This is a genomic window from Mesorhizobium sp. P171375 (assembly GCF_057786075.1).
In genome coordinates, this window is record NZ_JBYNWF010000001.1 from 2,928,845 (window position 1) to 2,943,138 (window position 14,294).

Consider the following 14,294-nt stretch of genomic DNA (forward strand, 5'->3'; position numbering starts at 1 on the left):
CAGATAAAGAAGTCTTGGACGGCCTGCGGCTATTTTTCCCGCATTGCCCGGCGGAAGTTCTGCGTGATCGGCTCGGCGAGGTAAGAGAGCACGGTGCGAGCACCTGTCCGGATCATCGCCTCGCTCGACATGCCGGGCAGCAGCTTACGGCCCTCCAGCTTGGCGAGCTCGCCCTTGTCGATCAACACGGTCGCGGCGAAGTACGGTGCCCCGCTGCGCTCGTCCACCATGCGGTCGGCCGACACGATCTCCACGACGCCGTCGAGTGGCGGCAGGTTGTAGCGTGCGAAGGCCGGGAAGCTGACGCGCGCGGGCTGTCCGGCGGCGATCGTCTCGACATCCTCTGGTTTGACCATGGCCTCGACCACGAGTTGTTGTCCGAGCGGCACGATTGTCATCAATGTCTCGCCGGGTTTCACGACACCGCCCGCCGTGTGGACCTTCAGATCCATGACGATGCCGTCAACCGGTGCGACGACATCGGTACGGGTAAGCACGTCCCTGGCGGCACGCTCCTGCTGTCCGAGGTCAAACAACTCCGCCTCGACCTTGGTCAACTCATCGACGGCCTCATTCAGCCGTACAGTCCCGAGATTCAAGATTTGCATGTCGATCTCGGCCATGGCGCTTCTGGCACGAGCGATTGCGGCGATGTTGGTCGCGCGCTCGCCCTCGAGTTCCTGCTGTTGTCGCCTGAGCAACAGGTTCCGCTCGCGGGTGGTCAGCCCCTTCTTGAGCAGGCTCTCGAGGTCTTTGGTTTCACCCTCGATCGCCTCGATCTGCTTGTCCTTGGTGACGATAAGCTGCTCCAGTCCCGTTATCTCTTCCTCGGTCTGGTGACGGCGCTGGCTGAGAATTTCCCGCTCGTCCTTCAAATTATGGTGCTTCGCCGCGAACACGTCACGCTGCGCGGTCACCGCGTCCTTTGCGGCCGTGGCGGGGTTTGCGAGCAACGCCGGATCAAACGCGATCTCGGCCTTGTCGTCACGCTCGGCCCTCAGACGCGCGGCCAGCGCCTCTCGCGTTGCTATCCGGTTCTGGATCAGGTCAAGCTGCGCCCTTGCCTGCGTGGTGTCGAGCCGGACCAGAACCTTGCCGGCCTTGACGATATCACCGTTGGCGGCGTTCAATTCCGCAATGATGCCGCCCTCGAGGTGCTGGATGAGCTTGCGATCACCGGCGACCTTCACAACGCCCGGCGCCACTGCGGCGCTGTCCAACGGCGCCAGCGCCGCCCAACCCCCGGCCACGCCAAAGAACAGGAACATGATCGCGAACCCGGTGGACGTCACGCCCGCAAGACGCAGGGGTATCGGTTCCAGCAGGGAGGGTGGCGGGACGGGTAATGGCACGACATTCATATCGGTTCTCGTTTCATGCCTGGTTCGCCACTATGGTCGTGCCCAATGGACGCAACGTACGCTTTGAAGAGGGAGGTGGATCGTTGCTGGCGCCGATCACGGCGGTGGAGATCTCTGGCGTCGGACTCGCCGGTATCTGATTTACCTGGCGGATGCGCGCGGAGAGTTCGTTGAAGACATAGTCACGCGAACCGTAGAGGTCTTGTTGGCCCCGGTTGAGAACCAATATCTTGTCGACCTTCTCCATGATGTTCGGTCGGTGCGCGATCAGGATAACGGTCGCGCCCGCAGCCTTGACAGTGCCCAGGGCCGCGATCAATGCGTCCTCACCGTCGCGGTCGAGGTTGGAATTGGGCTCGTCCAGGATAATGAGCGCCGGGTCGCCGTAGAGTGCCCGCGCCAATCCGATGCGTTGGCGCTGCCCGCCTGACAGCACCGCGCCGGATTCGCCGATCTCGGTGGCATAACCCTTCGGCAGTCCCTTGATTAGCTCGTGAACGCCCGCCAACTGCGCGGCCTTGACCACGTTGTTGAAGACCGCCGGGTTGAGTGTCGCGAAGCGGCAGATGTTTTCGGAGACGGTGCCGGCGAAGAGCTCGATGTCCTGCGGCAGGTAACCGACATGGTGACCCCGGTCCTCCGCCGCCCATTGGGCAACGTCCATGCCGTCCAGCAGCGCACGCCCCCCGGACGGACGCCAGGCGCCGGCCAGTATTCGCGCCAGGCTAGTCTTGCCGGCCCCACTCGGGCCGATCAACGCCATGGCTTCACCCGGATTGAGCCGGAAGCTGATCCCTTTCAGGATAGGCTCGGCGCCCTGGCGGGCAAGCACCAGGTTCTCGGCCTCGAACCTGCCTTTCGGCCGTGGCAGTGGCAGAACCGGTGTGGCCTCCAAGTGCTGTCCGGCGAGTGCGGTGAGACGCCGGTAAGCGGCACGCGCTCCCACCGTCCCCTTCCATGTGCCGATCGCTTGCTCGACCGGGGACAATGCGCGACCCATCAGGATCGAGGCGGAGATCATGATAGCGGGTGAAGCCTCGTTCCGAAGCACCAGATAAGCACCAAGACCCAATATGGCCATCTGCAGGGCCAGCCGGTGACAACGCGCGATGGCCGCGATGACGCCGCCACGGTTGGCGGCAAGAACATGTCCTTTGTTTGCCTCGTCCTGCTGCGCCTTCCAGCCCTCCATCAATGGCTTCAACATGCCCATCGCCTGGACGACCTCGGCGTTGCGGATTGCCGCCTCAGCTTGCACGTATGCCCGCGACTGGGCGTTTGTGGCCTCGGTCAACGGCTTGCGTGTGACGTATTCGTTGAGCAACGCCAACGCGAATAGGACGATTCCGCCGCACAGCGCCAACCAGCCCAGCCAGGGATGCATGAAGAATATGGCGATGAAAAATAGCGGTGCCCATGGCGCATCGAGGATCGGGAAGATGCTCGGGCTGGTGAAGAAATTTCGTACTTGGTCGAGGTCGCGCAGTGGTCGCGCGTTAATCTGACCGGGGGCAGAAGCGGCGTATTCCACCGATGCGGTCAGCAGAACCGGTGCCAGTCGCGCGCTCATCCACGCTCCGACCTTAGCCAGAAGACGCCCCCGCACCACCTCCAACCCCGCCATCGTCGCCAATGCCCCCGCCGCCATCAGCGACAGCATCACCAGCGTCTCCAGGCTATGGCTGCCGAGTACGCGGTGGTAGACCTGGAGCATATAAAACGCCCCGGTCAGCATCAGCACGTTGATGCCGCCGCTGAACCAGATAAGCGGCCGGATGGCGCGTCTGGCCTCTTTCATCACCACCTGAAGGGCGGGGGGCTGTTGCCTGGGTTTCATCACTATTTCTCTGATGACATCTCGTGCAAGGGATTGCAGTGGGGCAACCATGGCTGCCCGTTGGTCAAGTGTCAGATGACGGGCGTGACCCGTCCCGAAGATTTCGGAGTTCGCTGCAGCGTAAGGTCGGAGTTGTACGGTGCAACGTGGTCAATATCATCACTATCGATCTGAATTCCGGCGCTCTTGTCGATGATGACGTTTTGAGCTGCTATGGTGAGTGCCATGGAGATTCTCCCCCTTTTTTACGCATCAAGAAAAGGGTTTCCCTCCCCAGATGCCCCTTACCCGAGTGCCTCCGCTCGCGCGCTGACGCGCTGAACTGCGGCCTTTGATCCTCCATTGTGTCGCCGCCGAAGAGGACGCGTCCATTCCCGGTTCGATGGTATTGAGGCCAATGTCCGCACCTGATCGAACGATATATATCTTTCGATATCAGGCCGGCGCGGGCGTTGCGGGGTATCACGGCCGATGCCATCACGCGGTTTTCCGGCCCGTTGCCGGCCTCCTGTCAATGCCAGTTGAAAGTGCCGGTGTCAGAGGAGGCCGGTGCCTGGATGGTCGACGCCTTTGCCACGCGCCACCCAGGCCAGTTCCGCCCGGACATGTTTGATTTACTCCGACGCGAGCATTTACCACGGCGCTTCGCTGTCGGGTCAATATTCCCAGTTATATTGGCGACAGCGACTCTATCGAAACGATATATATCGTTCGATATAGGCCATAATACTATCAGACGGAAAGTTGACTTGCCATCCTCAGGCTGCGCCAAATGGCTCTCGGCAGTTTGGGGTTTGTTAGCATTCAAGTGATGGCGGACGGGCAATCGTGGTTTTCTACGCTTCCGGAACTTGCGTACGTTAAGGCATGCTCTGTTTCCGGTTCTCGAAATCCACCATTATCGGCGCGGCCTGACCCAATTCCAACTCACCCTGGAACAGCTCAATCACAATTGGGAGGCAGATTATGGCTACTATTACCAACACAAATCTCGTTCTCGACGAGCAGATCGGCGTACAGGCCGCCCCCACCGACGATACCGACAATGATGTCCTTCTTGACCAGGCGCTGAGCGACACGCTCGCCGCTCTCGGCGTGGTTGGAATCAGTCCTACCGACCCCGCGACAGGTTTCCCCCAGGTGGCCGTCAACGACGCCCTCCTTGACACAACCGGAGCGACCGCCCTGGCGCTGTCGATCCCCGCTGACGGCACGCCGAGCGGCCTCTCTACCGTCGACGGTGTGGCAATCTTCCTCTACGAGGACGGCGGCATCATTTACGGGCGCGAGGCCGACGTGAATGGTGATGCTGACCCCGCGGGCGCCCTGGCGTTCGCGGTTGCGCTCGACGACAGCGACCTGTCCTCGGCGCAGATCTACCTCATTCAATACGAACCGCTGCAACACAACGTTCCTGGTGATCCTCCTGTCATTGACGATGACGACGTCCTGTCTTTTGTCGAAGGCAAGATCACACTGGACGTAACGACTACCGAACTCCAAACGACGTTTCAGACACTCGACTTCGCGTCGATCCCGTCAGGGAGCCCGCAGGAGACACTCACGGTCGCGACAACAGATCCGACTGACAACCACAGCGCCAAGTTTGATGGACTCATCTTCCCGAACGGGGCGGTGCCCGATCCAACGGCAGTCCCAACCAACTCCGGAACCAATGATGATCTGAACCCCGACGCCATCGGCTTCGGCGTGAAGGGCGGCCAAGCCTCTCAAATGAATCAAAATGAGGGCTTCTTCGTTCAAGACGCGGCCTGGACCTCTGGTGATCCGGATGCGAACGAGATCGGCGGCATCAGGTTCGACATCCAGGCCGTAGGCGGCGTGAAGACCGTGAACATCGAGTGGTGGGCTGTCGATGATGGGGTAGTAGTTGAGAGTTCCCTCGGCCCTCACAGCGTATCCTTACCTGCTGGCAGCGCCGTCTATGAGAATTATACCATCGAAACGACGGATAGCGTCGATCAAATCTACGTTCGCTTTACCTACGACACGAAGATAAGCACCTCCGGCGTGCGCGTTGAGAACCTCGAAGTCGCGTTCCCATCATCGAGCGAGGTGACGGTCGTCAACCACGAGGACCTCGGGACGCACCTCGTGTTCGAGGACGCCGGGCCGACGTTCACCGGCATTACTGGTGATGCCACGCCGTTCCAGGTCGGATTGGCCGCTGGCTATGAGGACACGGGAACGTTCGACCTTACTCCCGGAGCCGACGGCTCACACGTCACCATCACCGACTGGACCGATCTCGTTGGCATCACGGAGACTCTTAGCAACGACGGAACCACGCTGACGTACAACGACGATGTCACCCATCAGGACCTCTACCAACTGAACGTAACGGACTCTGGCTACACCTTCGACGTGCTCTTCACACCCCAGGGTGAGCAGTCCAACCTCGACTTCAATGCGGTCAAATCGGGCGGTCCCCAGGAGACCTTGACGGTACCCACGGTGGACAACACCGGCAGCATCGTCTTTGACGGCCTGATCTTCAACACTACGCCCGCGGCGGACGCGACCGAGGCAGCCTTTGCGGCGTTCAACGCTGCTCCACTAGGAGGCCCGACTGTAGCGGCTGACGACCTTAACCCCGATGCAGTTGGATTCGGAGTGAAAGGCGGTCAGGCTTCGCAGATCAACAACAACGAGGGCTTCACCTTCTCTACTGCGGACGGGTCTGACATCAACAATCTAACCTTTGCGGTCGCAGGAATTGGAAACATCAACGCCATCACGGTTGAATCGTGGCTTTACGACGATGCCGGTAATCTGATCGACCACAATATCGACAACGTTACTGGCTTGCGCTCGGGTAATCAGACCGTGACCATCAACGACGACAATGGTGGTCAAGCCTTCGACACGGCCTACGTTCAGTTCATCGTCCCCGGTGCCAACTCGGGTGTTCGCATTCTCGACTTCTCGACGAGCATCGAGGCTCCGGTTCCCGATCAGCCGTTCGCCTTCGAGCTGACAAACACCGACCTCGACGGGGATGCTGCTACGCAAACACTGAACATCCTCGCAAGCCAGGACTACATCGTTTAATGGCGTCCTCGTAACCTGCAAGCTCAACGCTTGGCGATCCGGTCCCCCTTTGGGGAGGCGATTATGTCGTTGACAAACCTAGGTCGGACTCTAGTGAAGAGCTTGCGGCCCCGCTTTGCGGAAACCGGAGAAATCGGCGACGGCCCGCCCTTCCAAAAGGCGGGCCGAAATCTGTGCGACGAGATCGAGTTTGCTAGATCAGCAACCAATCCGAAATGTGGGTTGGGAGGTGGCTCGCGTTCTCAATGCCGGCAAGGCCAGCATCAGGTAGGTCAACGGTTGCATGGGGCGCAAAATGCTCTGCCGGGCCGGTGGGATGATTGGGCGCAGCCGCTAAGAGCAGTTCATTGATATCGAACGATGCAGGTGGGGCATGGTCCTGAGCTTGGATCGGCAGATAATCGAGCGCTGGAAAGATTGCCGGTTTGCCGGACATGGTTATCCTCATGGCTGTTGGACGCCTCCCGCGCTGATTAATTTATCGGCATATTAGTGATCGCGCAACTAAGCTATCGCGCTACCCACCCGTAGGGGAATGTTCACCCCTCTGGAAACTGGGCACGGCCCGGCGGGGCGCATCCTGCGTTCCGGTTAACCGGGAACCATCCCGGCGGAGGACACGAACATGGTTACATGTTCTTGGCCGAAGGCCGTACACGTCACCTTCTATGTGCGTGTACGTTTTGGACGACTTGAGTTCGTCCGAGAGCATTGCCGGAGTTTCCCGTCCTGCTAAGGCGGTGGCCAGAAGCGCCGACCACGATGCTTTTATCGAAGGTCTGCGCAAGGCTGGGCTGCCGGAATAGGCCTCACACAATTTGGATCATTAGACCAGGCCGGCGCAGGCGCTGCGGCGGGTAATCACGGCGGATGCCATCACACGGCTTTCCGGCCCACTGCCGGTCTCGTCCATGCCAGTTTAAAGTGCTGCTGTCAGAGGGGGCCTGCTCCTGGATGGTCGAAGCCTTTGCCATGCGCCATCCAGGCGAGTTCCGCCCGATTGCCGAGGCGCAGCTTCTCGTAGACGTGATGCAGGTGCATCTTCACCGTGCCTTCGGATACGTGCAGCCGCTGCGCGATGGTCTTGTTGCGCAACCCGCGCGAGACGAGATCAGCGATTTCGGTCTCCCGCCCGGTCAGCCTGGACATCGGCTGCGGCTGCGATCGGGGCATCAGCAGTTGCTGGACGATCATGTTGTCGATCCATTTCTTGCCGCTCGCCACCGCGTTCACGCATTCGACGAGATAGTGGTGGCTGATGCCGTCCAGAAGCAGGCCGTCGACATCGAGTGCCTGTATTTCCTTGATATCCAGCCTGCCGGTAGGCTGCACGATGAAGATGATGCCGAGAGCGCCGTTGGCGGCCTTCAGCCGGGAGGAAAGTGCGGCCGTCTGCGGGTCCGCGATATCCAGGCCGACGATGACGATATCAGGCCGGTGGCGCTCCACCAAGGGGAGAACCTCAATCGTGAGGTGGCATTCTGCGACAACGCTGTGTCCCGCCTCACGCAAAACCCACTCAAGACCGGCGAGATAGACCCCCCGCGGGTCTGCTACAACCAGTGCAGACATGTGTACCCCGTCCGTAAAAAACGCAACGAACTTTGTTTAATATGTCAATAAAACCAGAGCTTTGGGCAATTGTCAAGAAATTGCTAATATACCAATATAACCAATGCTATAAAAGAAAGTCGTGGGCGTTCTCTGCGCGTTCGATAGGCACCACCGAGACGCTCGTGATTGCGCAAGAGAGAGTAATCAGGCTCTGCGCAGCGCTTCGGTTTCGGCCAGATGGATGCCCATTTCGACAAAGGCGGTGAGCACCGAGAAACGATCCGCCACCGCAACCCGCGCCAGTCCGGCCAGAATGCCGGCATTGACGGCATGGGCGGCGGGCAGCGGCCGTAGCCTCGACCGGTTGGCCTGATCCGCCGAGCCATTGATATGCCGTTGCACCGCCAGCGCGATCCAGCCGGCAGGGGTTTGCTGCCGCGCCATCGCCGCCTCGGCGACAGCCGCCCGGCGGCTTGCATTGCCGGGTTCGCCGACCCAGTCCTGGATCAGCGCCAGCGTTTCGAGATCCTGCTCCTCGAGCAGCTCGGTCAGATGATCAAGGCACTCATGGCCCCACCAGATCGCTGCCCGGTCGGGAAGGAGATAGGCGCAAAAGGTGATCGCTTCCTCGGGGATGCGCCCGGCCATCAGCCGGCGGCAGAACTCGAGCGAGGGCTGGTCGGTGGGAACTGCCGTCATATCCTGGGCGACAGCAGTGTTGGCGGCGAAGAGATCGCGTGCGGTCTGGAATCGAAGCCCGTTGACCATCGCTGCTGTTGTCCTCCCCCCTAGGGCAGCTCTCACTCAACTCGCCTGCGAGGCGCGGGTCAAGCCTGTCGACCGCCACATGTCCATGACGTTGTTCACAGACAAACGCGCCGCGCTTTGGTATATTCCACAAACAGACCCTTCGATCCGAAAAAAGGCGAAGCCGGCTTTCGGAGAAGATTTGGGCCGAACGGAACATGGAGCCTGACCGTCTTGGTCCGACGGATCGGGCTTTGGTGACATCGGAAGCTCAGAGCAATTCCAGGAAGAAGCGGCTTTCCGTCCGGAATTGCGACGAAACAATGAGTCAGAGCAGGAGTAACCGTCATGCAGCGGGGCAGTTCAGTCTTAGTGTTGGCGGCCGTGCTTTTCTCCACGCACGCTTATGCCGACCCACTTCAGAAATCGGAAGACATTGTGAAGTTTTTTGCCGGCGCGATCGATCACGGCGCGGCGCGCGGGATTTGCGTCGGCACCGAGGATGAGTGCAAGAGCAAGACCGGCCAGAAAGATAAGCCGTCGGAGAAGGCCAGCCTCGATATGCTGATCAATTTCAGCCTGGATTCGTCCGAGCTCGACGCCAAGGCGCGCAGCGAACTCGACGAATTCGCCAAGGCGCTGAGGGACGATCGGCTGAGCAAGCTGTCCTTCGTCGTCGAAGGCTATACCGACGCGTCCGGCTCGGCGACCTACAATGAGGGCCTGTCGCAGCGCAGGGCGCAATCGGTGACGGCTTTCTTGGAATCCAACGGCATCGCGTCCACCCGCATCACGGCGGTCGGGCTGGGCGAGGCCAATCCGCGCAATCCCGACCCCTACGCTCCCGTCAACCGCCGGGTCGAGATGCGGATCAAGGCGCAGTAGCTTTGCTGGCGGCGTCTTTCGGCCGTGACTAAACACAACGCCGCGCGTCCAGTGGACCACGCGGCGTTTTTGTTGTTTGACGTGATCGATCAGTTCTTGAGCACGCCGCCGACCGCTACGCCGGTGCCGAAGATCAGCGCCTTGGTCAGGAAATCATTGTTGTCCCGCGGTGGCGGTTCATCCTCGCGCACGATCTCGCGGTTGCGCCTTTTCTGCACGTACTGCTGTTGTCCGCGCGGCTTCTGGGCGTATTGCTTCTTGCGCGGTTTCTCCGCCACCGGCTTCAGCGTGCGGGCCTTCTGCACCACCTGTTTCTTCGGCTTGTCCACGCCGGCCTGGTCGGCCGCATGCTTGGCGCGCACGGCCTCCATCATCGGATCGGTCTGGATCTCCAGGAACGCCAGCTGCTCACGCGTCAGGAAAGTGGTTGGCGGCAGCCCGTTCTCCTCTTGCCAGTCGCCGATCGCTTGCCGGGTCTTGGCGCCGATGTTGCCGTCGACGCGGCCAAGCTCGTTGCCCAGCGCCTCGACGCGCAATTGCAGGTCGATGCGGCCCTGGCGATCGAGACCGATGGCGTTCTCTGTCTCCGCAGTGCCGAGCACCTTCTTCATGTCGTCCGAAATGCCGACCGAGGTGCGCACGGCAGATCCGGGGTTCGCTTCGGCAGCATCAAGCGCGGCTACTTCGCGTTCCTGGGCTTTCGGATCCTTCAGCGCGTCGATGTTCAGCCGCGCCACCGTGGCGAAGCGGCCGTTCGGGAACTGTTCGAGATAGGCTTCGTAAAACGGCGCGGTGTTACGCTTCGAGGCCTCGTCCCACAGGCGCTGCTCGACTTCCCAGGACGGAGGTTCACCAACGACCAAGGCGGGAGCGGCTGCTGCCGCGGCGCCGGCTGCGTCGGTGGCTGGCTTTGCCGCAGGCGCCGCCGCCACGACGGGCTTTCCAATGAAGACCTCGCGCCCCAGCGATGCGTTGTGCCAGGGCCGCTGGCGGCCTTGGGTGGTCTCGGTCACTTCGCCGCGCACGCGGGTCAGCGCGCTCTGGATCTCAATACCAGGTTCGGTCAGGTGTCTGGCGAGTGCGGTGGAGTAGGGGCTGTTGACGCCGTTGCCGTCGAATGCGATGGCGCCCGGATCCGTGGCATAGGCAATCAGGATGCCGCCTGTGCCGACACCTTCCGATTTTGCTTCGATCGGCGCCAGGCCGGAGCCCAGCGAGCGCGTCTTCGGCAGCGAGGCAGCCAGCGTCCTTGCCAGCGGATTGTCGCGGCAGGCATCGAGGATGATGACGCCGACCGCCGGGTCGGGCGGCAAGGCGGCCATGAAGTCGTCGATCTGGACGGTGCGGGTCTTGAGATAGGCCGGCGATGTCAGCTCGGCGTCGACCGGGATCAGGAAGTTCTTGCCGTCGACCTGCATGCCGTGGCCGGCATAGAAAATGACGGCCAGGTCGGCATCGTAGGACTGCTCGGTGAATTTGCTGATCAGGCCGTGCATGCCGGCATTATCCTGGTCGACGCCCTCGATCACCTCGAAGCCGGCATTGCGCAGCGTCGATGCGATGAGATGCGCGTCATTGGCCGGGTTGGGCAGCTCGACGGCATGGACGTATTTACTGTTGCCGATGACCAGCGCGACGCGTTTGGCGCCTGGTGCGCCGGCATCCGGGACTGCAGCCTGGACGGTGCCAAGCGCGGTCAGCATTAACAAAAAAAATCCGCTCAAAAGGACGGCAAACGCTTTCATGGATCAGCCCTCCGCCCCAATGGGGCGCGTTATTGATGTCTGCGCATGCTAAATTCCAACAGCGACACTGTCGCTTCTGCCAAAATGGCTCTTGGGCGTATGTGATCCCAACCACAGTTTTGGTTCACGACGGACCCAAAAAAGCTCTCTAAATGCCGGCTAATATACCATTTGCCGGCCTCAAAACCAATCGGCCTGGCGAAAACCGGCGCGGCCACCCGCTGAAACTGCGGCTAGCCAGGCTCAAGGTTGCTCTGGAGCGAGCCGACCAGCGCCGTAATGGCCTGCTTGTATTTTTCGAACTCCGGCGATGTCTGGCGGACTTCCGTCGTTGTCGTCTGGCCTGCATCGGTCGTCGCGGGCGTGGGCAATTTGCGACCCATTTTCCGTTCCGCCCAGTCGACGACGTAGCTGGCGGTCTTGCCGGTGAGGAAAGGGTTGGCCTGGATGACCGCCGAGCCGAGCACGGCGCTCAGTTGCGCCGATCCCGGCGACGCCAGCACCTGATGGGCGCCTTCCATGCCGAGGAAATGGCAGAGATAGAGCCGGCCGGCCGTGATCTGGTGGCCGCGCGCCTTGAGATAGGCCTCGCCCTCGCGCGCCAGATTGCGCACCATCTCGCGCGAGATGGTGGCGTCGTAGCGCAGGGCGAGCAGGTCGGCGGTCGACAGCGAGCGCGCCAGTTCGGGACGATAGGTGTTCATCATCCGGATCCAGGTTTTCGAGATGAACTGGCCGGCGCCGGTTGCCGAAGACAGCGGGTTCTTGGCCCGCGCGCTGCCGCCCGATTCGACATGAACGATACGGTCGGTCAGCGTTTCGACGGCGGGATCGCTGGACGTGGCGGCGATCGTGGCGGTCGCGGTGCCCAGCGGATCGATGGCCTGGCCGCCCTGATAGAGCTCGAAATGCAGATGCGGCCCGGTCGACAGGCCGGTGGTGCCGATATAGCCGATGATGTCGCCGGCCTTCACCTTGGTGCCGACGCCGCTGGCGATGGCGAATTTCGACATATGCGCATAGCGCGTCTCGCGGCCGCCGGCATGCGCGATCTTGACCACATTGCCGTAGCCGCCGCCGTCGCCCTGGAAGATGATCTCGCCATCGAAGGCGGCGGCGATCGGCGTGCCGACAGGGGCTGCCCAGTCGACACCCTTGTGGATGCGGACCACGCCGAGGATCGGATGCTTGCGCGGCCCGAAGGTCGACGTCATGACGCCGCTGACCGGCGTCACCATGCCGTTGGCCACCGTCAGCGAGCGCACCTGATCGTCGCCCGAGACGCAGGAAAACTGGCCGTCGCTCTGCTGGAAAACGAAACAGTCGAGGCTCTTTTGCGCGCCCTGCACGCCGACATAGAGCACCCGTCCGTCGGTCTCGTTCTTGCCGCGCGGCGTTTGGGAATAGATCAGCAACAGGCGCTGGTCCTCGCTGGCAAAAGCGTCCAGATCCTGTCCGCGCGACAGATACATGATGGCCTCGCCGATGATGCCGCTCGGCACATTGTTGCGCGCCGCCGTCGAATAGATCGCGTCGAGCAGGCGGTATTGCCGTTTCTGCGCGCCTACGGTCTCGGCGCCCGAATAGTTGAACAGATCCTCGCGCACCCAGGGGTCGACACCCGACACGAAGGCACCCGCCGCATTACGTGTCAGCGTGCCGACAAAGACATTCTTGGCGTAGATCGAGACCTGCATCAGCGACATTGTCGTGGTCTCGCGCGTCGGCCTGAAGCCGCGCATCGCCACGACATAGCCAGGCTGCAGGCCGTCCTTGTCGAACAGCGCCTTCAGCGCTTCGCCGGCAAGCTTTGCGTCCTCGGCGGAAAAATGTGCATCGAGCGCAACGCTGTCCAGGCTGCGGTCGTTGAGGATTTTCACGAACGTATCCTCGGTCGCCTCGAAACGCTGGTATTCTGAGGTGACGGTGGCGACGCTGGTGTTGTTTTCGACCGCCGTCTTCTGAAAGGCAGGTAGCGCCGCTTCGCCTTCATCGATGGTCTCGCCCCAGCCGGCTTCGGGATCATCAGCTGCCGCCGAGGCACCCGGAGCGGCCTGCGGATCAGGAGCTGGGCCGGGAGCCGCCGGAACCTCGTCCGCGCTGGGCGAGGGTTGAAGATCGTTCTGCAGATCATTCTGCGGATCGCTGGGTTCGGGCGGCGCAACCGCGGTCTTCCGCTGTGCCTGGAAGAAGGCGAAATCCTCCTGCGTCGACGGGATCGTCGTCATGAATTTTTCGCTGGCGCTGAGCATCACGTCGGACAGGACTTCGATCTCAGGAGAGATGCCGGCCTGGTCGAGCTCCGCCGGGCGCGGCATCGCGCGGCCCTTGGTTGCAGCGCCGGCCTCGGGCGCCAGCGTGATCCACATCGGGTCGCCGGCCAGATCGATGATGGCGGGCACATAGACCGATGCGTCGGCCGGCACGTCGTCCGAGCCTTCGACGGCGTGCAACTCCTCGTCCTCGTCGCCAAACGACCAGTAGTCGGCCGTGAGGTAGAAGCCAGTGGCGATCGCGGCAAGGACGATTGTTGCCAGACCAGCCGCCAGCCCGAGCCAAAGCCTGCGCCTGCGTAGCGCGGCCCGCGCCTGCTTCTTTGCCTTGAAGCTGGTGTCGATGCTGTGCGTCACGGCGCGCTTCCGGTCAGGAAGAAGGTCCAGCGCACCTGTTCCTGCGTGTCGACTTCGAGAAATTTTGCCGCGATATGGCCGCGTTGCCAGCATTCAGTGATGCCGCGGATCGAAAAGCGCCGCCGCTCGATGCACATCTCGGTGGAGCCTGCCAGGATCGCGTGGCCGAAAACATCGGTGGCGTAGATGTAGATGTAGCGGTTTGTCAGCTCCTCACGGATGACGTTGACGCATTGGTTGGCGCCGATGGTCCACCAGCCATCGGTCTGGTCGGCGTCGTCGACCTTCTGGCCGACGGCAAGATTGACGACGTCGAGCGTCTGGTTGCAGACGGTGAATTCGGCGCGCGCCTGTCCGGTGGAAAGAAGCGCCAGCAGGAGCGTCGCAAACGCGACCGCGGCGAGTTTTGCGCGCGCATTCAGGGCAATGGGATCACGGCGACGGCGTTCCATCGGCGTCCGTG

The 14,294-nt window shown here is 61.6% G+C and carries 11 protein-coding genes; 2 read left to right on the forward strand and 9 right to left on the reverse strand.

What is annotated here, in order from left to right; translation table 11 throughout:
* Positions 1-29: 29 nt before the first annotated feature.
* The 3 genes from ACYHH6_RS14060 to ACYHH6_RS14070 all read right to left on the reverse strand — a co-directional run bounded on the left by ACYHH6_RS14060 (position 30) and on the right by ACYHH6_RS14070 (position 3,425).
* Positions 30-1,361: an HlyD family type I secretion periplasmic adaptor subunit gene (locus ACYHH6_RS14060; protein ID WP_352589121.1), complete on the reverse strand. Its 1,332-nt coding sequence runs from the start codon at positions 1,359-1,361 to the stop codon at positions 30-32.
* Positions 1,362-1,374: 13 nt separating this feature from the next.
* Positions 1,375-3,198 carry a type I secretion system permease/ATPase gene (locus ACYHH6_RS14065; protein ID WP_352589118.1) on the reverse strand — a complete coding sequence of 608 codons (1,824 nt, stop codon included), beginning with the start codon at positions 3,196-3,198 and terminating at the stop codon, positions 1,375-1,377.
* Positions 3,199-3,269: 71 nt separating this feature from the next.
* Positions 3,270-3,425 (reverse strand): hypothetical protein, encoded by a 156-nt coding sequence (locus ACYHH6_RS14070; RefSeq protein ID WP_352589115.1) that lies wholly within the window; start codon positions 3,423-3,425, stop codon positions 3,270-3,272.
* Between the two features lie 739 nt (positions 3,426-4,164).
* On the opposite strand from ACYHH6_RS14070, the gene ACYHH6_RS14075 reads away from it, so the two are divergent.
* Complete coding sequence (locus tag ACYHH6_RS14075; RefSeq protein WP_352589112.1) at positions 4,165-6,270, forward strand: DUF5801 repeats-in-toxin domain-containing protein; 2,106 nt, start codon at positions 4,165-4,167, stop codon at positions 6,268-6,270.
* Between the two features lie 193 nt (positions 6,271-6,463).
* Here ACYHH6_RS14075 and ACYHH6_RS14080 read toward each other — a convergent pair whose 3' ends face one another.
* The 3 genes from ACYHH6_RS14080 to ACYHH6_RS14090 form a co-directional block, all read right to left on the reverse strand.
* Positions 6,464-6,706 carry a hypothetical protein gene (locus ACYHH6_RS14080; RefSeq protein WP_352589109.1) on the reverse strand — a complete coding sequence of 81 codons (243 nt, stop codon included), beginning with the start codon at positions 6,704-6,706 and terminating at the stop codon, positions 6,464-6,466.
* Between the two features lie 497 nt (positions 6,707-7,203).
* A complete protein-coding gene (locus tag ACYHH6_RS14085; RefSeq protein ID WP_352589106.1) occupies positions 7,204-7,842 on the reverse strand; it encodes a response regulator transcription factor in 639 nt (212 codons plus the stop codon).
* 186 nt (positions 7,843-8,028) lie between these two features.
* Complete coding sequence (locus ACYHH6_RS14090) at positions 8,029-8,592, reverse strand: DUF6931 family protein (protein ID WP_352589103.1); 564 nt, start codon at positions 8,590-8,592, stop codon at positions 8,029-8,031.
* 327 nt (positions 8,593-8,919) lie between these two features.
* Between ACYHH6_RS14090 and ACYHH6_RS14095 the strand changes: the two genes are divergently transcribed.
* A complete protein-coding gene (locus tag ACYHH6_RS14095) occupies positions 8,920-9,456 on the forward strand; it encodes an OmpA family protein (protein WP_192255974.1) in 537 nt (178 codons plus the stop codon).
* Positions 9,457-9,545: 89 nt separating this feature from the next.
* Here the strand turns inward: ACYHH6_RS14095 and ACYHH6_RS14100 are convergent, their stop codons facing one another.
* The 3 genes from ACYHH6_RS14100 to ACYHH6_RS14110 all read right to left on the reverse strand — a co-directional run bounded on the left by ACYHH6_RS14100 (position 9,546) and on the right by ACYHH6_RS14110 (position 14,283).
* Positions 9,546-11,201 carry a caspase family protein gene (locus ACYHH6_RS14100; RefSeq protein ID WP_352589100.1) on the reverse strand — a complete coding sequence of 552 codons (1,656 nt, stop codon included), beginning with the start codon at positions 11,199-11,201 and terminating at the stop codon, positions 9,546-9,548.
* Between the two features lie 233 nt (positions 11,202-11,434).
* Positions 11,435-13,831 (reverse strand): M23 family metallopeptidase, encoded by a 2,397-nt coding sequence (locus ACYHH6_RS14105; RefSeq protein ID WP_352589097.1) that lies wholly within the window; start codon positions 13,829-13,831, stop codon positions 11,435-11,437.
* Positions 13,828-14,283: a DUF1036 domain-containing protein gene (locus ACYHH6_RS14110; RefSeq protein WP_352589095.1), complete on the reverse strand. Its 456-nt coding sequence runs from the start codon at positions 14,281-14,283 to the stop codon at positions 13,828-13,830. Before ACYHH6_RS14110 ends, ACYHH6_RS14105 begins: the two co-directional genes overlap by 4 nt.
* Positions 14,284-14,294: the final 11 nt, after the last annotated feature.